The sequence below is a fragment of the Pedobacter sp. AC379 genome, from assembly GCF_979258145.1.
On record NZ_OZ409839.1, the window covers coordinates 3,789,679 to 3,811,579 of the forward strand.

The 21,901-nt window shown below is 36.7% G+C and carries 20 protein-coding genes and 1 other RNA gene; 17 read left to right on the top strand and 4 right to left on the bottom strand.

The features are described 5' to 3' along the window. Positions 1-66: 66 nt before the first annotated feature. From ACZZZW_RS16555 to ACZZZW_RS16565, 3 genes are all read left to right on the top strand, one after another. A complete protein-coding gene (locus ACZZZW_RS16555; protein WP_463495051.1) occupies positions 67-468 on the top strand; it encodes a GxxExxY protein in 402 nt (133 codons plus the stop codon). 102 nt (positions 469-570) lie between these two features. Then, positions 571-948 (top strand): SRPBCC domain-containing protein, encoded by a 378-nt coding sequence (locus tag ACZZZW_RS16560; RefSeq protein ID WP_463495053.1) that lies wholly within the window; start codon positions 571-573, stop codon positions 946-948. 13 nt (positions 949-961) lie between these two features. Next, complete coding sequence (locus ACZZZW_RS16565; RefSeq protein ID WP_463495054.1) at positions 962-1,777, top strand: hypothetical protein; 816 nt, start codon at positions 962-964, stop codon at positions 1,775-1,777. A 705-nt stretch (positions 1,778-2,482) separates the two neighbouring features. On the opposite strand, the gene lysA is transcribed toward ACZZZW_RS16565, so the two are convergent. Both lysA and ACZZZW_RS16575 read right to left on the bottom strand, forming a co-directional pair. Continuing rightward, on the bottom strand, positions 2,483-3,652 hold the full coding sequence (gene lysA / locus ACZZZW_RS16570) for a diaminopimelate decarboxylase (RefSeq protein ID WP_463495056.1): 1,170 nt from the start codon (positions 3,650-3,652) through the stop codon (positions 2,483-2,485). 318 nt (positions 3,653-3,970) lie between these two features. Then, entirely contained in the window at positions 3,971-5,284 is a 1,314-nt protein-coding gene (locus ACZZZW_RS16575) for an aspartate kinase (protein WP_463495058.1), read from the bottom strand. A gap of 264 nt (positions 5,285-5,548) precedes the next feature. Here ACZZZW_RS16575 and ACZZZW_RS16580 point away from each other — a divergent pair, with 264 nt between their 5' ends. Next, positions 5,549-7,285, top strand: a complete 1,737-nt coding sequence (locus tag ACZZZW_RS16580; protein WP_463495060.1) for a phospho-sugar mutase — start codon at positions 5,549-5,551, stop codon at positions 7,283-7,285. A 143-nt stretch (positions 7,286-7,428) separates the two neighbouring features. Here ACZZZW_RS16580 and ACZZZW_RS16585 read toward each other — a convergent pair whose 3' ends face one another. Next, complete coding sequence (locus ACZZZW_RS16585; protein WP_463495062.1) at positions 7,429-8,160, bottom strand: hypothetical protein; 732 nt, start codon at positions 8,158-8,160, stop codon at positions 7,429-7,431. Positions 8,161-8,452: 292 nt separating this feature from the next. Here ACZZZW_RS16585 and ACZZZW_RS16590 point away from each other — a divergent pair, with 292 nt between their 5' ends. The 11 genes from ACZZZW_RS16590 to rnpB all read left to right on the top strand — a co-directional run bounded on the left by ACZZZW_RS16590 (position 8,453) and on the right by rnpB (position 15,046). After that, positions 8,453-8,737: a hypothetical protein gene (locus tag ACZZZW_RS16590; protein ID WP_157255496.1), complete on the top strand. Its 285-nt coding sequence runs from the start codon at positions 8,453-8,455 to the stop codon at positions 8,735-8,737. Between the two features lie 211 nt (positions 8,738-8,948). Beyond that, positions 8,949-9,719: an MbnP family protein gene (locus ACZZZW_RS16595; protein WP_463495064.1), complete on the top strand. Its 771-nt coding sequence runs from the start codon at positions 8,949-8,951 to the stop codon at positions 9,717-9,719. A 26-nt stretch (positions 9,720-9,745) separates the two neighbouring features. Beyond that, positions 9,746-10,756, top strand: a complete 1,011-nt coding sequence (locus ACZZZW_RS16600; RefSeq protein WP_463495066.1) for a cytochrome-c peroxidase — start codon at positions 9,746-9,748, stop codon at positions 10,754-10,756. Further along, on the top strand, positions 10,719-11,696 hold the full coding sequence (locus ACZZZW_RS16605; protein ID WP_463495067.1) for a transporter: 978 nt from the start codon (positions 10,719-10,721) through the stop codon (positions 11,694-11,696). The genes ACZZZW_RS16600 and ACZZZW_RS16605 overlap by 38 nt, the downstream gene beginning before the upstream one ends. Before the next feature lie 10 nt (positions 11,697-11,706). Continuing rightward, complete coding sequence (locus ACZZZW_RS16610) at positions 11,707-12,138, top strand: hypothetical protein (protein ID WP_463495069.1); 432 nt, start codon at positions 11,707-11,709, stop codon at positions 12,136-12,138. 113 nt (positions 12,139-12,251) lie between these two features. Continuing rightward, positions 12,252-12,515, top strand: coding sequence for a YHS domain-containing protein (locus ACZZZW_RS16615; protein WP_463495071.1), 264 nt, complete (start codon positions 12,252-12,254; stop codon positions 12,513-12,515). Between the two features lie 142 nt (positions 12,516-12,657). After that, positions 12,658-13,308 (top strand): SCO family protein, encoded by a 651-nt coding sequence (locus ACZZZW_RS16620; RefSeq protein ID WP_463495073.1) that lies wholly within the window; start codon positions 12,658-12,660, stop codon positions 13,306-13,308. 176 nt (positions 13,309-13,484) lie between these two features. Further along, positions 13,485-13,907 carry a c-type cytochrome gene (locus ACZZZW_RS16625; protein ID WP_463495075.1) on the top strand — a complete coding sequence of 141 codons (423 nt, stop codon included), beginning with the start codon at positions 13,485-13,487 and terminating at the stop codon, positions 13,905-13,907. A 23-nt stretch (positions 13,908-13,930) separates the two neighbouring features. Next, positions 13,931-14,158 (top strand): UPF0175 family protein, encoded by a 228-nt coding sequence (locus tag ACZZZW_RS16630; RefSeq protein WP_055913522.1) that lies wholly within the window; start codon positions 13,931-13,933, stop codon positions 14,156-14,158. Then, complete coding sequence (locus ACZZZW_RS16635) at positions 14,142-14,600, top strand: PIN domain-containing protein (RefSeq protein ID WP_463495077.1); 459 nt, start codon at positions 14,142-14,144, stop codon at positions 14,598-14,600. Before ACZZZW_RS16630 ends, ACZZZW_RS16635 begins: the two co-directional genes overlap by 17 nt. 48 nt (positions 14,601-14,648) lie before the next feature. After that, an RNA gene (gene rnpB, locus ACZZZW_RS16640) (RNase P RNA component class A) lies at positions 14,649-15,046 on the top strand. Here rnpB and ACZZZW_RS16645 read toward each other — a convergent pair. Then, positions 15,046-15,924 (bottom strand): polyphosphate kinase 2 family protein, encoded by an 879-nt coding sequence (locus ACZZZW_RS16645; protein WP_463495079.1) that lies wholly within the window; start codon positions 15,922-15,924, stop codon positions 15,046-15,048. The two genes, rnpB and ACZZZW_RS16645, sit on opposite strands and share 1 nt — an antisense overlap. Positions 15,925-16,067: 143 nt before the next feature. Here ACZZZW_RS16645 and ACZZZW_RS16650 point away from each other — a divergent pair, with 143 nt between their 5' ends. Both ACZZZW_RS16650 and ACZZZW_RS16655 read left to right on the top strand, forming a co-directional pair. Beyond that, positions 16,068-18,518 (top strand): transglycosylase domain-containing protein, encoded by a 2,451-nt coding sequence (locus tag ACZZZW_RS16650; protein ID WP_463495081.1) that lies wholly within the window; start codon positions 16,068-16,070, stop codon positions 18,516-18,518. A gap of 176 nt (positions 18,519-18,694) precedes the next feature. Then, complete coding sequence (locus ACZZZW_RS16655; protein ID WP_463495083.1) at positions 18,695-21,868, top strand: TolB family protein; 3,174 nt, start codon at positions 18,695-18,697, stop codon at positions 21,866-21,868. Positions 21,869-21,901 lie beyond the last annotated feature (33 nt).

The window sequence follows — 21,901 nt, forward strand, 5'->3', positions numbered from 1 at the left end:
TGTTGGCAAAATAAATAGTTTTATCCCGAACTATTACCTAAACCAAGTCTTAACAAGATTTACAAGATGGAAATAGAGGAGATAACTTACACCATAAATGGTTGTGCCATGAAGGTGCACAATACTTTAGGAAACGGTTTCCAGGAGGTTATTTACCAACGCTGCCTGGCAATTGAATTGGAAAAAGCTGGCATAAAATTTAAACGGGAAGTTGAACAAGAGATTTATTACGACGGCCTGGTTGTTGGGAAAAGACGTGCAGACTTTGTTGTTGAAGATTTATTAACTGTTGAGCTTAAGGCCTGTATTAATCTGGAAAATCATCATTTAGCCCAAGCGAAAAATTATATTGTCGCTTATAATTTCAATGTCGGATTATTAATTAATTTTGGCGCCACAAGCCTTCAGTTTAAAAAGATTTATAACCCGATAATAAATAAATATAAATCAGGGTTAAACAAGAGTTAAGGATTGAGACAAAGATTAATACTAACTAATAAAACATCAGGATATGATTTTTCTCGAACTATAATCAAGAAAATCTTTAAATCCTAAAAATCATGATACAGAATGGACTTTAAAAAATACACCTACATCCCTGCCCCACCCGAAGAAGTTTATTTAGCACTCACCAAAGAAACCAGTATAAAATTGTGGACTGGTGCCGATGTTGAATTTGAAGAAGTACCCGGCACTGAATTCTCTTTTTGGGATGGCGATATCACCGGCAAAAACATAGAATTTACTTACGGTAAACAGATTGTTCAACAATGGTATTTTGGCGAAGATAACGAAGCTTCTATTGTAACCATAAAACTGCACGAAGATAAAAAAGGCACTTCACTGGAGTTTAAACAAACTAATATTCCTGATGAAGATTATGAAGATTTTACCTCGGGCATTCAGGAATATTTTCTGGGTGGACTGGTAGATTTTTTTGACGAATAAACAAAACATCAATATGAAAACTAAAATTAGCGCTCTCTTTTCCAGCTTACTTTTTATCATCTCATTCAGCTCCTGCACAACATTTCTTACCCCGGCCATCCTCGGCAACAATATGGGCTACATGCCCAAAGCAATGGGTGCAGATTCTATTAAAACGTTAACCACCTTATCGGGAAGTTATGCGGCTTCCATATCACCGGATGCCAATGTTGGCTTTGAATTTGGAATGGCGAACATCAGCCGATCACATACTTTTGAAAAAGCAAACATCTCATATGGAATTTTTGGTTACGCGGGCGTTGCCAAAGGTGGAAACGACGCTACCGTGGTAGACAATTCTGATAATTACCTGCCATCCTTTAAAAAATCAATCGGCGGCATTGGGTTTAGGCTTTCCACAGGTTTGCATCACACTTCTGCAAATGGAAATACAGACTTTAGGTTCGTCAACTTTGAGAATGCAGTAAGTTTTGAAGGAGGCAGTTATACTGCTTTCAGGAAGCAAATTTTTAACGGCAAAATTCCTGATCATGTAGGTGTTACCGATAGAAAAGTAATCTGGACAACGGGGCTATCTACCGAGATAATTTGGAGGGCAAGAAAGGAACACGAGATTAAACATGCATTCAGGCTTTTTATCGGTGGTACTCCTGATTTGGTAAAGAGCTTTAGATCCGGAAGTGAAGCCGCTATTGATATCCGTGATAAAAATTCATTGGGCTGGGCTTTTAACTACTTCCTTTACATAAAGCGGTTTTCACTCGGTTTTGAGCTTGCCAACAGTGTAAACTATTCAGAAAAACTAAGTTTAGGATATTCATTCAGATAAAACATAATTGACCTATTGCTGTTCTGCTATAAATTAAATACCATGAACAAAACTGTAGGACTTATATTAATCGTTGTGGGTATCGCTATGCTCATCTGGACGGGATTTAGCTATACAAAAAAAAAAAATTGTAGATGCAGGCCCAATTCAAATATCTGCTGATAAGGAAAAATCCGTTAATTGGCCCCCATTCGCTGGCGGAATTATTCTGGTGGCCGGGGTAATAGTTTTTGTGGCTGCTAAGAAAAAATAACACTCCTTTATAGTAGGGAGTTGCCAGTCGCAAAGTTGCAGGAGACCAAAATCGGGTAACATTGTGCATTACATTTCTGCAGGAGACTAAAATCACGTGCAGATATTAGCCGCAAAGTTGCAGGAGCCCAAAATCGCGTGTAATTGTTAGCCGCAAAGTTGCAGGAGACCAAAATCGTGTAATATTGGGCATTACATTTCTGCGGGAGCCCAAAATCGCGTGTAATTGTTAGCCGCAAGGTTGCATGAGACCAAAATCGCGTGTAATTGTTAGTAGAAATGTTGCAGGAGCACAAATTAGAAAATAAACCGGCTTTTAAAGATCATAACTTTTAAATATTTATAAAAAAGCCTCAATATATACTTTGATTTGCCATAAAAATAAAAAATCTGTTATTGATACCTAACCCAGGCATCAATAACAGATTCAATTATGCATATTTTCTTTGTAAATTACAGCTCGTAACTATAAACTGATCTTATTGCATCCCTTAGGTTATATTTCGAAGCCATTACCTCTCCATATGCCCCAGCACTACGGATGGCAAAAATGTCTCCCCTGAAAGATTCTGGCTGTTCTACTTCTTTTCCAAAGCAATCAGTACTCTCGCAGATCGGACCTACGATATCATATTTAACAACTTCTGATTTCTGGTTACCAAGTTCCGACTGACTAAGATTTTCGATCTTATGATAAGCCTGATACAATGCCGGGCGCATCAATTCTGTCATGCCTGCATCCAAAACCACGAAGTTTTTCTTCTTCCCTTTTTTAATGTAAAGTGCCCTGGTAATTAATGAAGCTGATTGTCCGACTAAAGCCCTTCCCAGTTCAAAATGTACTTCCTGACCAGGTTTAACGGCCAAAAATTCATTAAAAATTTTAAAGTAAGCTTCAAAATCCGGAATTTGATGATCTGGGTTATAGTAATCAATACCCAAACCACCGCCAACATTTAATACCTGAAGATTAAATCCTTTATCTTCAAACCAGGCCGCAAATTCGTTTACACGCACACAAAGGTTTTTATATACATCCAGGTTGGTAATCTGCGAACCAATATGAAAGTGAATGCCAATAAACTTAAGGTTTGGCGATGCTTTTAACGTTTCGGCACACTCTGGCAAATCCCATGAATTGATTCCGAATTTATTTTCATCTAAACCTGTGGTGATGTTGTGGTGTGTATGCGCATCTACATTCGGATTGATCCTGATGGCCACCTGAGCTGTTTTGCCTTTATTGGCCGCAAGTTCATTTAACACCTCCAACTCCTGGATAGATTCTACATTGAAGCAGAAGATATCAAGATCCAAGGCCTCGTTAATTTCTTTATCAGATTTACCCACCCCGGCAAAAACAATTTTTTTATGGTCGAAACCAACTTCTACTGCTCTCCTTACCTCACCGGCACTCACACAATCAGCACCGAAACCGATCGCTTTGATCTGGTTTAACAGCACACTGTTAAAATTTGCTTTTAGGGCATAATGGATATGAAACTGATACGGAGCCGCTGCATCTGCACAGGTGCGCAAGGTTTTTTGCAACAAATCGGTATCATAGTAGTAAAAAGGCGTTTCAATATTGTTAAACTTTGATATATCTTTATCGGCGAACATGTTCAAATTCCTTATTATAATTTTAATTTTATTCTTTGGGCTAATTTATTTGGGTAACTACCTGGATTGAAAGCATGGAAGAATTACCCAGAAACAATACAATGGAAAAATCCGATTTTTTATCGTATTACTTTTCATCGTACTGTTCCTTTTATTTATCAAAAAATGAAGATAGCAGCTGCCATATTTATCGTTCTTATTCTTTCTGCGGGACTGTATAACTCATACAAAAAATATAAAAACGGATTATTACCTTCAAGCTTTCTGGCTTTTCACTTCCTCATCGGATTGCTAGTAATAACAGGTGCCTTTTTCCTCTTATTCGAATAACCTGTTGTGCAAACTTCTTAACGCTTCGGTTTTATATTCACTTAAAATTAAAAGCGATACGTTATAATTGCTACCTCCGTAAGAAATCATACGGATTGGGATGTGCTTTAAACCTTCTAAAACCCTGCTGGCGAAACCATGTTTCTCTGATCCGAAATCGCCAACCACGCATACAATGCTGTGATCGGTATCTACCTCTACAGTACCAAAACTTTCCAGTTCTGCTATAATCTGTGGTAAATGCGCAGTTTCATCAATGGTTAACGATACCGCAACTTCAGATGTGGTAATCATGTCGATAGGCGTTTTATAGCGCTCAAAAACTTCAAAAACCCTGCGCAAAAAGCCATAAGCAAGTAGCATCCGGCTTGACTGAATGCGGATAGCAGTAATACCATCTTTGGCCGCAATCGATTTAATTTTACCTTTTTCGCTATCGTGTGTAATTAAAGTACCCGCTGCAGAAGGTTCCATTGTGTTTAATAAACGAACAGGAATTTTATACTTCTGTGCAGGAAAAACAGATTGAGGGTGTAAAATCTTTGCGCCGAAATAAGCCAGTTCTGCTGCTTCATCAAAAGATAATTGAGCAATCGGTTTGGTTCCTTTAACAACACGGGGGTCATTATTGTGCATTCCGTCAATATCCGTCCAGATTTGAACTTCTTCTGCCAAAATTGCTGCACCTAGTAATGATGCGGTATAATCGCTTCCACCACGACGCAGGTTATCTACCTCGCCGAAACTGTTGCGGCAGATATAACCTTGCGTAATAAATAATTTATTGTCTTTATGCTGCTCTAAAAGCGGCATTAAATGTTTTGTAGTAAAAGGAATATCAGGTTCATTATCTTCATCAGTTTTCATAAAATCCAAAGCGGGCAGCAATACGGAAGGTACACCGATCGACTTTAAATAAATATGATATAGGGTTGTAGACAATAATTCGCCTTGTGCCAATACCACTTTTTCTTCTATTGAAGTAAAAATATCGTTTGCCAGGCCAGCTAAAAAGCCAAAATGGTAATCGATCACTTCATTTCCTTGCTCTTGAAATTCGGCAGCAGGCAATAACTCAACAACAAAGGATTTATATTTTTGATATAGATTTTCAACACACTCGCTACCCTTCTTCTTATCTCCAGCTAAAAAATAATTTGCAATTTCTACCAAACTATTTGTAGTACCAGACACTGCTGATAACACTACAATCTGCTCTTCATTTGGATTAACGATATCCAACAACTTCGTCATGCGCTCAGGACTACCTACAGAAGTACCCCCAAATTTTAATATCTTCATCTATTAGTAATTGTTTTTTTACCCATTGATTATATGACGGTAACTGTAAAAGCTTTACAACTATTTTAAAAAAGTTACAATCACATCATATTAATAATGGATTTTCTTTATTATTGTATCGGGGCGTGAAATTAAACAAAAGCAGCTTAAAAGCAACACCCTCAACAAAATAAAATTTGGATGGATTGAAATAAATACGTTTCAGCAAAACATCATTCATTAAAATTTGTTCAACACCAGATATTAAATTAAAAAAACAGCTCAATGCAGGCAATTGACCAATCAACACAAGCTACAATCAACCAGTGGTTAAGTGGAAATTACGATGAGAATACCAAGGCAGAAATACAGGCCCTTGTAGACAAAGATGCAACTACAGAACTAACAGATGCATTTTACAGAAGTTTAGAATTTGGAACAGGCGGTTTACGCGGCATTATGGGTGCTGGTTCTAACCGGATTAATAAATATACCATTGGAACGGCTACACAGGGATTAGCCAACTACCTGAACAACAAATACCCTAACGAGAAAATTAAAGTTGCCATTGCGCACGATAGCCGCAACAATTCTGATTACTTTGCCAAAATTACTGCGGATGTTTTCTCTGCAAACGGCATACACGTTTACTTTTTTTCTGCGTTAAGGCCAACACCTGAGCTTTCTTTTGCTGTACGCCATTTCGGTTGCAAAAGCGGCGTAATGTTAACTGCATCGCACAACCCTAAAGAGTACAATGGTTACAAAGCATACGGTGCCGATGGTGGCCAGTTTACCTCTCCTGATGATAAATTGGTAATTGATGAGGTTAACAAGATTAAAAGTATTGATGAAGTGAAATTCGACCGTGTTGAGGCGAATGTTGAACTGATTGGCGAAGATGTAGATAAATTATATTTAGATGGCATTACAGCACTTTCAATTTCCCCTGAAGCCATTAAAAGACAACACGATTTAAAAATTGTATACTCGCCTATTCATGGAACCGGAATTACTTTGGTACCTAAAGCTTTGGCGCAATTCGGCTTTACCAACGTTACTTTGGTTGAAGAGCAAAGTACACCTGACGGTAATTTCCCTACAGTGGTATATCCTAACCCTGAAGAAAAAGATGCATTAACCCTTGCGATGAATAAAGCAAAGGAAATTGATGCTGATTTGGTTTTAGCTACCGATCCTGATGCAGACCGTGTTGGTATCGCTGTAAAAGATAACAATGGCGAATGGGTATTGCTTAATGGTAACCAAACAGGAAGTTTGTTAATTAACTACCTTTTATCTGCCTGGGAAGAAAGCGGAAAACTGGATGGCAATCAATTTATTGTGAAAACCATTGTAACTTCTAACCTGATTGAAGAAATTGCAAAAAAGAAAGATGTTACCTATTACAATACCTTAACCGGATTTAAATACATTGGTCAGTTAATGACTGAATTGGAAGGTAAAAAATACTTTATTGGCGGTGGCGAAGAAAGTTATGGTTACTTAATCGGTGATTTAGTACGTGATAAGGATGCAGTGGTTTCTGCTGCTTTTATTTCTGAAATGACAGCTTATTACAAAGATAAAGGTGCAAGTTTATACAACGCATTATTGGATATGTATGTAGAATATGGCTTGTATAAAGAAGATTTGGTTTCTTTAACCAAAAAAGGTAAATCGGGTGCGGAAGAAATCAAAGCCATGATGGTTAAATTTAGAGAAAACCCTCCTGCAACATTGGGCGGATCTAAAGTTTCGATACTGAAAGATTACGAATTGAGTCAGGAAACGGATTTAGCAACCGGAAAAGTAAGCAAACTGGATTATCCAACTTCGGATGTATTACAATTCATTACTGAAGATGGAAGTATTGTTTCGGCCCGTCCGAGTGGTACAGAACCTAAAATTAAATTCTATTGCAGTGTAAATGCACCGCTGGCAGACAGAGCTGATTTTGAAAAAGTAAATGCAGAATTGGGCGATAAAATTAAAGCAGTAATGGCTGATTTACAAGCATAGTTTTTCAGTACAGATACCACAGATAAAAAGGATAAACACAGATGAAAGTCATTCATCTGTGTTTTTTATTTAGTATTGTCTTGACTGGAGCATCGCTTTTCAGCCACGGAAACACAGATTGACACGGAGAAATCTGCTAACGATTAATCAATCAGTTGCGATACATTTTTCTTAGAAATATAAATAATAGCGGGTTCATTTTTTTCGGCAGATAAAGCCTTCCCTGTTTTCTTATCATGAATAGCCCTGGTTGCAGAAACATAAAGCCTTCCTAATTTATCCAGATGTATATTGGTAAGCTGATTATCAAATGGAACTTTCAATATTTCTGGAAATCCGTTTTTCACCACCTCGATATCACTTTTTAAAATATAATTATGATCGGGGTTTCCGTTAATTGGCTCTAAATTCTCTTTTATTTTTATTTTAACCTGATTATCCAGGAGGAGACTTGCATACTCTTGAGACCTTTGTTCTGAAATATTATACGTAGAACACCGTTCCCAGGTAAATCCCTTATTCAAACTAAAGTATTGACTAAAAGTTGCTAATCGCTGATTTGCTTTATCTTTCAGGCTATTTGCTTCCAAAGCAAAGATGGTGTCCCTAACCGAAAGAAAACCATATATAGGCTGATGATTTACTTTCGTTTTTCGCCAGGTTTTGCCTTTATCAGTCGTTTGATAAATTTCGGTAAGTGTTGATACCATTAAAGTATCGTCAATGTCCCCATAAACTGCATGGGCTTCTCTCCCATTTGCAATTTCAATCCTTGTCCAGTTTGGATCGTTAAATGTTGGCGGAACATCCGGTACCTCTTTTTTAGCGCATGATGATAATACCATCATTACGGCAATAGTTTTAAGTAATTTCATAGGTTTCATTTTTTTGTGTTATGCAAGATAAATAAAAAAATGATATAACTAAAAATACAGGTAAAGGGAAGCTTAGCGTTCTTTAATAAATTAATCATATTTTATATTGAATTTCAATCCGATCTAGGGTTTTAAGAAATTTACACACCTTTATATTTTTTCTTTGCTGCAATCAATTTCTTTAATACTTTTGCATCGCAATACCATGTTCAAAAAAATCTTAATATATCTAATCATTACGTGTACCGTGAGCAACGGTTTCATGCAATTGGTTATCTATTCTGGTTATAAGATGAATAAAGAATACATTACAAGTGTATTCTGTATCAATAAAGAACATCCGGAGCTACATTGTGATGGCCAGTGTTTTTTAGCAAAAAAATTAAAAGATCTTGATGGTAAAAATAAGCAGGCTCAAGAAAACCTGAAAAGAGTTGCAGAAGCTGAGCCTCAATTTCAAACTTTAGCCATAAATCACCATCTTTCTTATTTTATTATCACTTCTGAAAATCTTTATATCGAAAAACCTGTTAAAGATCTTTCAATCTCAATTTTTCATCCACCGAAAACGGTTTAGGGCAGTCTTTCTTTTGTGGTTATCACCTTGTCCAAATAATTGGTCATCAGGAGGTATTCATGTATACTATTAATTAGATGCTGAAATAAATTCAGCATGACGACTGTATTAGAATTTCTTTAAATATTTTAATGTTCATTCGCCTTGATTTGTGCCCTCACGAATCATAGCGACTGGCTAATCCATTTTTTACTTATTCAATTTACTTAAAATGAAAATTTCAACATACTTTTTGGCCTTGTTATGCCCTGTTATACTCTTATCTTCTTGCAAAAAAGATGCAGAAGAAGTAACCGCCAATACTAAATCCACTTTCTCTATCGAGTTCGAAAATCAGGTAAACGGAAGTCCGCTGGTTTTAAATACTACATCTTACAAAAATGCCAAAGGCGAAGATTTTAAGATTAACGTATTTAAATATTATGTAAGCAATATTAAATTAAGCAAAGCAGATGGCACAACTTACCTTATTCCGGAAAGTTATTTCTTGATTGATGCTTCAAAATCAGAATCGACCAATATCACCTTAAAAGATGTGCCAACAGGTGATTATACAAAAATAGAATATACAATTGGCGTAGATTACGCACGTAATTTTGCTGGTGCACAAACCGGTGCTTTAGATCCCATCAACGGCATGTTCTGGACATGGAACAGCGGCTATATTTTTGTTAAACTGGAAGGAACTTCGCCGCAATCTACAGCCGACAAAAATTTGCTAACGTTTCACATTGGCGGCGTAACCGATCCAAATAATACGATCAGAACGTTTGCTACAGAAATTAATTCAGCAAATCCACTTCGTGTTAGAGCAGATGGCAAACCGAATATGCACTTTATTGTAAATGCAGCTGCATTATTTACCGGTAAAACCGATGTGAGTTTCGCTACTTTGAATTTTACAATGGGTGGAACAAATTCGGTTATCGTAGCCAATAATTATGCAAATGGTTTATTCCGTTTAGATCATATCCATAACTAATGTTAAGGAAAATAACTGTCTTCGCAATGCTATTTTTAAGCATTGCGTTGATGTATGCCTGTAGTAAGAATGAAGATGAGGTTGCTCAGGAAGAAAAGAAGATAACCTTTTCCATACCGGCTAACTTTCCTGCTCCTGCATACAATTTCGAAGACAATAAGTTAACCAACGCAGGTTTTGCGCTTGGTAAAAAGCTGTTTTATGAAGCAAGACTATCAGCAGATAAAAGTGTTTCATGCGGAAGCTGCCACCAACAGTTTGCCGGCTTTACACAGCTTGATCATAAGGTAAGCCATGGGGTAAATAACTGCCAGGGTAAGCGCAACACGCCTCCACTTGTTAATTTGGCCTGGCAAAAGGCGTTCTTTTGGGATGGTGGCGTAAAAAACATCGAAACTTCACCATTAAATGCCATTACTGACGCTTGCGAAATGGGTACAGATATACAAACCATTGTTGCATTTCTTAAAAATACGGCACCTTATCCAGATTTATTTAAACAGGCTTTTGGTTCAACGGAAATCAACTCACAGCTCATTTTAAAATCGATTACACAATTTACAGCAGTATTGGTTTCAGGAAATTCCAAATATGATAAGGTAATGCGTAAAGAAGGCGGCATTTCTTTTACATCTACAGAACTGGCAGGCTACAACCTGTTTAAAGAAAAATGTACTTCCTGCCATGCGGAACCATTTTTTACAGATTTTTCTTACCGGAGTAACGGGTTGGATTTAGTAAGTGCAGACGAAGGACGTTCGCATATTACCGAAGTTGCGTCAGATTTTGGAAAGTTCCGCGTACCTACGTTACGAAACATCGAATATACCAGCCCATATATGCACGATGGCCGATTTTACAGCCTGGATGAAGTTCTGGAACATTACAATTCAGGCGTAAAAGCATCAACTAACCTCGATGCCCAACTTAAAAATGGTATCCCTTTAAATACAACTGAAAAAGAACAGATTAAAGCTTTTTTAAAAACATTAACAGACAATGAATTTATCAAAAACACACTATACAGCGAGTCGTAAACTCTTGGTATTAGTTTTCGTACTCATGAGCAGTCAGGTTTTTGCCTGCGATATCTGTGGCTGTTTTATGGGTATTACCCCCTACTACAACCGCAACAGCATCAGCTTATTGTACCGTTACCGCTCTTTTAATGGATACGAAGGACAATCACACTCACTATTTCCGAATGGGGGAAGTTTCTTTATTCCAGCCAGAAGTCAGGATGCTCCAATTACCAATCATGCCGGCAACCCTACCGATTATGAACTTTACAGATCCTTGGAGGTCAGGGGAAAATACTTCATTAACAGCAAACTGGAAATCAATGCCATTTTACCTTATGTTTCCAACAGTGAGCGATACAATGGCTACACCTCTTCAATTTCGGCTATTGGTGATATCAATTTATATGCAGGCTACCACCTTGTTCAGAAACTGGAAGATAATTTTAAGCAACAGCTAATTGCGGGGGCCGGAATAAAATTGCCTACTGGTAAAAATGATTTTAAAAATACAGCAGGTATCCGTTATTCATCATTAATGCAGGCAGGAACAGGAAGTACAGATGGTTTTGTTTATCTCAATTACATGGTTGGTTTGGGCAAGTTTGGAGCAAGTTTAAACACCTCTTATAAGGTTAATGGAACCAATAGCAGAGATGAGGGCATTGCCAATAGTACAACCAGTTTTCTCAATATTTTTTATACGCAAAGTATTGGTAAGGATGTAAAAATTATGCCATCGGCACAGTTCTTTTATGAATATTCTGGCGGAGAAAAATATAAAGGCCAAAAAACAGGAGAACATGTGATGAATAACCTGATGGGTGGCGTTGGTGTTGATGTTTTTTATAAAAATGTGGCCTTAAATGTTGGAGTACAAAAAAACATTTGGGAAGCAGAAACCGATCACCCGATGAGTGCTGGAAAAGCTTATGTTGGAGTTACCTATAATTTTTAAATCTAGGAATATGAACAGATTAAATGTTGCAATGTTATGCCTGATAACCGTTTTTGTGATTTCGTGCAAAACTGAACCCGATTCAAAAGCTGTACGGCAGGAAGTATTAAATATCCATGATAAGTTAATGATTGATGGTGAAAAAGTAATCAAAAACAAAATGAAATTGGACGCCTTGATGGTTTCTGACAAAATTAAAAACACTCCGGATTCAGCCATGCGTAAGCAAGAGATTAATACCTTAATAATTAAACTAAATGCTGCAGATGAAAAAATGATGGATTGGATGCATTTTTTTAAAGATGATTTCAAAGGGAAAACAGCACAGGAAAATCTTGATTATTATAAATCTGAAATGATTAAAATCAGGGCTGTGGAAGATGGTTACATTAAAGTTACCAGAGAATCGGATTCGTTAATAAGGATGTATCAGGTAAAATAAATGGTCAACAATTCGGGTGTTAGAAGACTGGAGTCGAAGGATAGGGAATTAGCGGTTAAACACCCCAACTTTAGTCTTTTAACTACCAGCTTTAAACTTAAAATAAATTCAAAATGAAAAAATCAATCTTAGCAATAATCCTAATTGGATTAACAATAATAGCGGTAAAATCAAATGCAAACTCCGTAAAGGATTTTTCAAAAACAAATTTAACCGATTCTGTAAAAAAGAATGTAGTAGATCCGGTTTGCAAAATGAAAATAAAAGCCAATGCATCAAAAACGTCGGTTTATAATCGAGTTAGCTATAGTTTCTGTTCAGAAAGCTGTAAGCAAAAGTTTGTGGCAGAGCCGGCAAAGTATATAAAAAATAATTAGTGGGAGCTTATTTTCGTCACCCTGATCCGATAGCTATCGGATTTATTTCAGGGATTTTAATGCCGGATGGATGCTGAAATAAATTCATCACGAAGATACCTCAAACAAAATACGTTGTATATTTACATTTTAAAATAAAATCATGAATAAAATCACTGCTTACCTGGCTGTCTACCTATCAGCCATTTCTATATTTACTGCTTGTAAACAAGAAAAAAAACTCCCTTTTTATGGTGAGCGTCATGCAGAAACGGTCAAAGATGCAGCTGGTGTAGAAAAAGTTGATACGGTTTATCAAACCATTCCAGATTGGTCGTTCTTGAATCAAGACAGTATAATCACCACCAATAAATCTACTGATGGTAAAGTATATGTTGCAGATTTTTTCTTTACTTCCTGCACAACCATCTGCCCTACTATGCACCGCAATTTAATGACGGTTTATAATGAATTTAAAGCAAATCCAGATGTGATGTTTGTTTCACATACGATAGATTTTAAATACGATAAACCTCACGTTTTGAAAAAATATGCTCAAAAACTAGGTGTAGATGGACCAAAATGGCAATTTCTTTATGGAAGTAAGGACAGTGTATATACTTTGGCTGAGAAAAATTATTTAGTGGCTGTGGGCGAAGATAGTACTGCTAAAGATGGTTACATCCACCAGGGTTATCTAGTTTTGATCGACAAAGACAGACGTATCCGTGGTGCTTACGACGGCACGAAAGAAGAACAGGTAGAACAATTAAAAAAGGATATTCCTGTTTTATTGGCTGAATATAAAAAGTAAAATTATTAGCCACGAAAACACCGATTTAAGGAATAAAAATCCTTATTAAGCAAAAAAGTGTCTTCACGACAAAATAAGCTATTTCCTTTTTACCACAGCTATATAGGATGAACACAGATAAGCAACAAAATCTGTGTTTATCTTTCTTTATCAGTGGTTAATTATAAAAAAACATTATGCGCAAGTACATCATCAACGCTTTATTTTTACTTTCACTTATCGCCATTATTGTTTCTTGCCAAAACCAGGAAACTATTGATCTTCAGAATTATATGTCTAATGGTAAAGATATTTATAAAGCCAAATGTCAGAACTGCCATGGTGAAAATGGAGAAGGATTAGGCCAGCTAGCGCCCCCACTCACTGATTCGGTATTTTTAAAGGCAAATAAATCCCGATTGGCCTGTTTCATTAAAAATGGTGCAAACGAATCATTGATTATTCATGGTAAAGAATACAAGGAAAAAATGCCGGCTTTCTCCGAACTTGCCGATATTGATGTGGCACAGGTTATGGTATTCATAACCAATTCATTTGGAAATAATCAGGGTTTTGTTCCTTATTCAAAGGTATCACAAGATTTGCAGAATTGTAAATAAATATAATTTCGTATATTTAATCTATGACAACGATAACCCTACAAGTTCCAGATAGCTTAGGCGAACATGAGCATGATACCGTGCGGTTTATCGCAGCAAAGTTATATGAATCTGGAAAATTATCTTTAGGTCAAGCAGCATCTATGGTGGGCCTATCTAAACGTACTTTTTCTGATTTGCTTTCTAATTATGGTGTTTCAATACTTAACTATCCGGTTTCAGAAATGTTAAGTGATGCAGAAAAAATATGAGCTAGTAATTGCTGATACCAGTTGCTTCATTCTTCTGGAAAAAGTTGGAGAACTCGGCCTTTTAAAATTACTTTTCTCAAAAATTATTACTACAACAACCATTGCTTCTGAATTTGGGTCTCCCTTACCTGAGTGGATTGAGATCAAAACGCCAAAGAACATTTCATTTCAAAATTCTCTCGATATTGATGCTGGTGAAGCAAGTGCTATTGCATTAGCTATGGAATCAGAAAACACACTACTTATTTTAGATGATAACAAAGGTAGAAAAGCAGCTGAGCGGTTTAATCTTGTTTATACAGGCACCTTAGGCATCATTCTGAAAGCAAAAAATTGCGGACTTATCACTTCAGTTAAACCTATTTTTCAAAAAATACAACAAACAAATTTTAGATTTTCTAAAAAAGTGCTTGATGAAATATATTTACTGGCAAATGAATAGTACAATGCAAATTCGCATAATATGAATAAAAAACCCATCTTTGCGCAAAATGCAGGTTGTTCTATCGCTGTTCCGGATAAAACCGGAGGAGAGGAAAGTCCGGGCAACGCAGGGCATCCCGCTTTCTAACGGAAAGGGATTTAGGAATGAAAACCTGAATTACGGATTAGTGCAACAGAAAATATACCGCCCCGACTTTGTCGGAGTAAGGGTGAAAACGTGCGGTAAGAGCGCACGAGCATTATAGGCGACTGTAGTGGTTTGTAAACCCCGGGAGTTGAAAGACCAAATAGGCTAACATCCCGACTTTACGTCGGGATAAAGGGCTGCCCGTCCGATGTTAGTGGGTAGGTCGTTAGAGATAAACGGCAACGTTTATAGTGGATAAATGATAGAAATCCTGAGCAATCAGGAAACAGAACCCGGCTTATAGACCTGCATTTTTTTATTCGTTCAATAAGATTGTTTTTGTTTCGTTGAGCTTTGCAACTTCTTCTTCGCCCAATACGGGAAACTTAAGGTCTAAACTTTTTAATTTATCTACAATTATTTCACTGATTGCCAACCTTGCAAACCATTTTTTATCAGCAGGTATAATATGCCATGGTGAATCTTCGGTACTGGTTTCGTTAATGGCATCTTCGTAAGCGTTCATGTATTTATCCCATAGCGCCCTTTCTTTAATGTCGCCTGATGAAAATTTCCAGTTTTTAGTGGGGTCGTCAATCCGGTCTAGAAAACGCTGCTTTTGTTCATCTTTACCTACATTCAGAAAAAACTTTAGAATTACAGTTCCATTTGCTGTTAAATGTTCTTCAAAGTTCCTTACGCTCTTGTAACGTTGCTGCCAAAAATTTTTATTTATCTTTTTTACGTCTGCAAAACCCGGGATATTTTCACTTAAAATATATTCTGGGTGTACTTTACAAACCAACACGTTTTCATAATGAGAACGGTTATGAATTCCAATGCGCCCACGCTCCGGCAAAGCCTTATAATGTCTCCATAAAAAATCATGTTCATATTCTTCGGAAGTTGGCACCTTAAAACTATATACCTGGCATCCTTGAGGATTTAAACCACTCATAACGTGTTCTATTGCACTATCTTTCCCTGCGGCATCCATCGCCTGAAAAATTATCAGAACTGAATGTTTGCCAGATGCGTATAATCTTTCCTGTAAGTGGTTAAGCTCTATTTTCGAATTTACCAATGCATCCTTGGCTTTTTCCTTATTGTAGCCTCCGGTAAAATCTGTTTTATGGTTTTTTAATGAAAATTTCTTCTCGCCCTGTACAATTAGTCCCTTAAATTCGTTTTTCATAATCGTATATTATATTGGCTAAATTGATGCATCTGTAATTTAAATATAGAACTAAAAAATAAGTAAATTAAATACGTTAATTTGCATATAGAGTTTTTTATATTTAACGCCACAGCTTTTACCTAAAGATCATCTTATTCAATATGTTTAAAGAGATAAAAAACAAGTACTTACGTTATCCTACAATTGTTTTATTTTTTATAATAATTTTCTTTTCAGCACTACAATTAAACTTTTTATGGTTATTTGGTTACTCACCAAGTGTTCATGATATTAAAGCCCCTACCCTTCGCGTTGGCTCTGAGCTCTACACTGCAGATGGAAAACTGATCGGCAGGTACTTCAAAGAGAACAGAACACCTATCAATTATGAAGAAATTGCGCCTAGTGTAATACAGGCTTTGGTAGCAACAGAAGATGTTCGTTTTTATAAACATTGGGGTATTGATGTACAAGCTGTAGGCCGTGCAGTTGTAGGTTTTGGAAAAGATGGTGGGGCCAGTACCATTACACAACAATTGGCAAAAAATCTTTACCGCACAAGGTATAATAAATCTCAGGGCTTATTAATTAAAATCCCTCTGGTAAGAACATTGATCGTAAAATTAAAAGAATGGCAAACGGCAGTAAAGTTAGAATCTAACTATTCTAAAAATGAGATCATTACGATGTACCTCAATACCGTTTCTTTTGGTAACAATACCTATGGAATTAAAACCGCAAGTCGCATTTATTTTGATAAAGAAGCAAAAGATTTATCCACTACTGATGCTGCAATGCTTGTAGGAATGCTTAAAGGCACAACCTTATATAACCCGACTAAAAATCCTGCTAAAGCATTAGAAAGAAGAAATGTAGTGCTTGCGCAAATGAACAAATATAAGTACCTGAGTAAAGATAGTTTAACTGAATTATCAAAAGAACCGATTAAATTAAAAGAAGGTAAAGTACAGGACGGTAGTGATGGCGATTCCTATTTACGTGCTGCTGTAGCCAAATATCTTGAAAAATGGTGCACGGATAATGGTTATGACCTTTACGAAGATGGACTTAAAATTTATACCACTATTGATTCCAGACTTCAGGGGTATGCAGAGGAAGCTGTTGCAGATCAAATGAGAATTCTGCAACGCAGGTTTTATAGTGTTTGGGGCAATGAAGATCCATGGTACGATTCGGAAAAGCAGAAAGTTGATTATCCGGACAGAGCAATGAAAAACCTACCTATTTATGCCCTTTTACAAAAGAAATTCCCAAATAATCCAGATTCTGTTAAAGCCTATTTTAATAAAAAGAAACGGATGCAGATTTTCACCTACAAAGGTGACCGTGATACCTCATTTTCTACTCTAGATTCTATCCGTTATTACGGAAAAATCATGAATACAGGGATGATGACCATGGAACCAGCGAGTGGAAAAATTAAGGTTTGGGTGGGGGGTATCGACCATAAATTTTTCAAATATGATCACGTTAATCAATCTAAGCGCCAAGCCGGATCTACATTTAAACCTTTTGCTTATTTAACAGCACTAGAGCAAGGCATGAGCCCATGTGATAAATTTACAGATAAACCTGTGAAAATAGCCTATCAAGATAAAGGCGAAACCAAATATTGGGAGCCTAAAAATGCTGATTACAGTGTTTCATACCGTGAAATGAGCCTGCGTTGGGCCATGGCAAAATCAGTGAATACCATTACTGCTCAGGTTACCGAAAAAGTAGGCTGGGATAATGTGGTAAAATCTGCACACGAATGTGGTATTGACAGTCATTTAGAGTCTGTTCCGTCAGTAAGTTTAGGTTCTAATGATGTTACGGTATACGAAATGGTGAAAGCTTATGCCACCTTCATGAATAAGGGCATTAAAACAGATCCAATTTTGGTGGAAAAAATTACCGATCAAGACAATAAATTAATTGATGAGTTTAAGCCAAAAACGAAAAGGGTTTTAACCGAAGAAATTGCCTGGTTAATGACATATATGTTCCGTGGTGGTATGGAAGAACCCGGAGGAACATCGCAAGCCTTGTGGGAATGGCCAAACCTATTTAAGAAAAACAACCAGATTGGCGGTAAAACAGGTACATCTTCTGATTATGTTGATGCCTGGTATATGGGATTAACTAAAGACCTTGTTACAGGTGTTTGGGTGGGCTGTGATGAGCGGACAGCGCACTTTAAAAATGGCGAACAAGGTGAAGGTTCAAGAACGGCATTGCCCATTTTTGCCAAATTTATGGAGAAGGTTTATCTTGATCCCAAATCAGGTTATACTTATGGTGCTTTTCCAAAAGCGACTGTTGATATCACCAGAACTTACAATTGCCCTAGTCCTCAAATTATAAGGGATACTACATCAACAGATAGTGCTGTCGTCGATTCTACAGAATTCACAGTACCGGAAGTACCTGCAACAGAAGTTCCTGTAACAGTTGAGCCGGAAGTTAAAAAGGATGAAAAGAAAACAGATCCTGCACAAACCACGCCCGCAACTACTGTACCGCTAACCAGAAAAGAAGAAAGAGAATTGAGAAGAAAACAGCGCCAGGAAGAAAAGGAAAAGAAAAAGAACGAAAATAATCAACAATAAGACGTTATTTCTGAATAAATGGCTCAGATCCATTGCATATCTGAGTTTAATGATAGAAAACTTTGTAAAAGTGTTAAAATTTCAATAGTATTTTAAACTATTGCTATTTTTAGTTTCTGAATCTTTCACTATTTAATTTTCGTAAATTACTGAACATCAATACTAAAACCAAACATATGAAAATAGGCTCTACTTTATTAAAGCGATACTTTTCTCTATTACTCCTGCTTATTCTTTCCTTTTCGGTTAAAGCTCAATATTTCGGACAAAATAAAGTGAGATACAAAACACTTGATTTTAAAGTTTTGCAAACTCCCCATTTTGAAATATACTATTACATCAAAAATGAAAAACTTTTAAAACGCTTCTCTCAGGATGCAGAAACCTGGTATAAAATGCATCAGGAAGTTTTTAGAGATACTTTTTTAAAGAAAAATCCTATTATTTTATACAATAACCATCCTGATTTTCAGCAAACAACTGTTTTAAACGGAGAAATAGGAATCGGAACAGGTGGGGTTACCGAAGCATTGAAAAACAGGGTTATTATGCCGGTAATGGAACTTAACAGCCAAACCAGACACGTTTTAGGTCACGAGCTTGTACATGCTTTTCAATACCATCTGCTGCTTGAAAAAGATTCTATTAGCCTTGAAAATGTAGGTCAAACACCGCTATGGATGGTTGAAGGAATGGCCGAATATTTATCCATAGGAAAAAAAGATGCATTTACTTCCATGTGGATGCGTGATGCCATGTTAAACCGCGATATTCCTTCATTAAAAGACTTAACCAATTCAAACAAATATTTCCCTTACCGTTACGGACAAGCATTTTGGACATATATAGGTTCGCAATATGGAGATACAACCATTGTACCGCTATTTAAAAACACCGCAAAATACGGTTACGAAAATGCGATCAGATATACTTTTGGTTATGATGACAAAACACTTTCAGGACTTTGGAAAAATTCAATAGATGCGCACTATAAACCAATGTTGAAAGCCGATAGTTCGCAGATTAAAATTACAGGTACAAAAATTATCGATAATAAAAATGCTGGGAATATGAATGTTGCCCCTGCGCTAAGTCCTGATGGGAAATATTTGGCCTTTATGTCTGAAAAAGATTTATTTGGCATAGATTTATTTTTGGCAGATGCAAAAACCGGGCGGATTATCAGAAAGTTAAGTAGTCAGATTTCCAATGGTCACATTGACGATTTTAACTTTATCGAATCAGCAGGAGCTTGGTCGCCAGACAGCAAACAATTTGCATTTAGTATTTTCAGTCATGGTAAAAACCAGATGATGATTATTAATGTTGCAAACGGCTCTACTGTTTCGCAAACAGCAATGGATCAGGTGCAGCAGTTTGGTAATTTAACCTGGTCGCCAAATGGAAAAGATGTTGCCTTTTCGGGTATGGTTGAGGGACAAAGTGATATCTTCTCTTACAACCTGGATACCAAAGTGGTAACACAAATTACCAATGATGTATATTCGGACTATGCACCGAATTATTCTCCAGATGGCAAAAAACTGGTATTCTCTTCAGATAGAGCTGCCATTCAGGCAAATGTTGTAAATGCGGTTTTGCCAATTAATTTGGCCGTTTACGATATTGCTTCCAAAACGGTAAGCAACCTTAATGTTTTTCCGGGTGCCAATAACCTTAATGCCCAATTTTCTGCTAACAGTCAAAATATTTATTTCCTATCTAACAGAGATGGTTTCAGAAATTTATATAAATACAATTTTGAAGACAATTCAGTTGATCAGTTAACGGATTATTTTACAGGGATAAGCGGAATTACTGAATTTTCACCTGCAATATCTGTATCCACCACAGATGAAATTGTATACAGCTACTACCGCTACCAGCGTTATACTTTGTACAATGCTAAATTGAGCAGTTTTAAAGCAAAGCGAATTGGCAATCAAGAAGAAAACTTTGATGCAGCTATCCTCCCTCCTATGGAAAATATTGGAGTTAATATCATCAATTCCAACCTAAATAATTTCGACCGTTTCGAAAAAACTGTGGCAGATTCGATGAGAACGGTACCTTACAAACCTAAATTCAGGTTAGATTATTTGGCAAATAGTGGTGTAGGTGTTTCAACTAGCCGTTTTGGCACAGGGGTTTCTGGTGGTATTGTGGGCATGTTTAGCGATATATTAGGTACCAATCAGATTATTGCCAATATATCTGTAAATGGCGAGATTTATGATGCTGGTGGTTTGGTAGGTTATATCAACCAAAAAAGTAGGATAAACTGGGGTGCTGCTGTGTCGCACATTCCATATGTGTCTGGTTTTAGGTCTTACGGATATGAAAATCTGCCTACCAGCGACAATTCTACCATTAAAGCCTTAGCAGATAGAACAGATATTATCAGAACGTTTGAAGATCAAGTTCAGGTTTTCGGCGCATACCCATTCAGCAAAATACATAGATTTGAATTGGGCGGATCGTTTTCTCATTACAGCTATCGCATTGACAGATATAGCAATTATTATAACTCAGCCGGAAATTTCATTGGACAAGATAAAACCAGAATCTCTAATGATGTTGCTTCTCAGGATTATGGCATTCCATTTAATTCCTTCACGCTTTATCAATTAAATGCTGGTTTTGTTGGTGATAACTCAATTTTCGGATTAACAGGTCCGCTTGATGGTTTTAGGTATCGTGTAAGCGGAGAAAAATACTTCGGAACCTATAATTTTGCCGGAGTAACTGCCGACCTTCGCAAATATTGGCGCGCTAAGCCAGTAACTTTTGCGGTTAGAAGTTACAATACTTTAAGGATTGGTAAAGATGCAGACAGGCTCTATCCATTGTATGTTGGTTATCCTTATTTAATAAGGGGTTATGAATCCAATTCTATTTACAAGAGTACTTCAGCTCAATCTTCGGAGTCTTTTGATATTAACCAGTTAACAGGAAGTAAAATTGCAGTTTTTAATTTTGAAGTACGTTTACCATTTACAGGTCCGAAAAAATTAGCCGCTATTCCTTCTAAATTTCTGTTTTCTGATTTAAATCTATTCTTTGATGCGGGTTTAGCCTGGACAAATGATACTAAGGTTAAATTTAAAAGTGAGCCAACTTATACCACTTTACCATTATTGGATAATAATGGGGCACCTGTGCTGGATGATAAGCAAAAGCCTGTTACCTATCAATCTACAACTGAGCGTGTGCCGGCAATGAGCGTTGGTATATCGTTGCGTGTAAATGTTTTCGGTTATTTCGTACTGGAACCTTATTATGCCATTCCTTTTCAGCGTAAAGATGTTAAAACCGGGGTATTTGGTTTAACTTTTGCACCCGGATGGTAGGTTACGGGTTAAAATAGAGAATGATGGAATGAG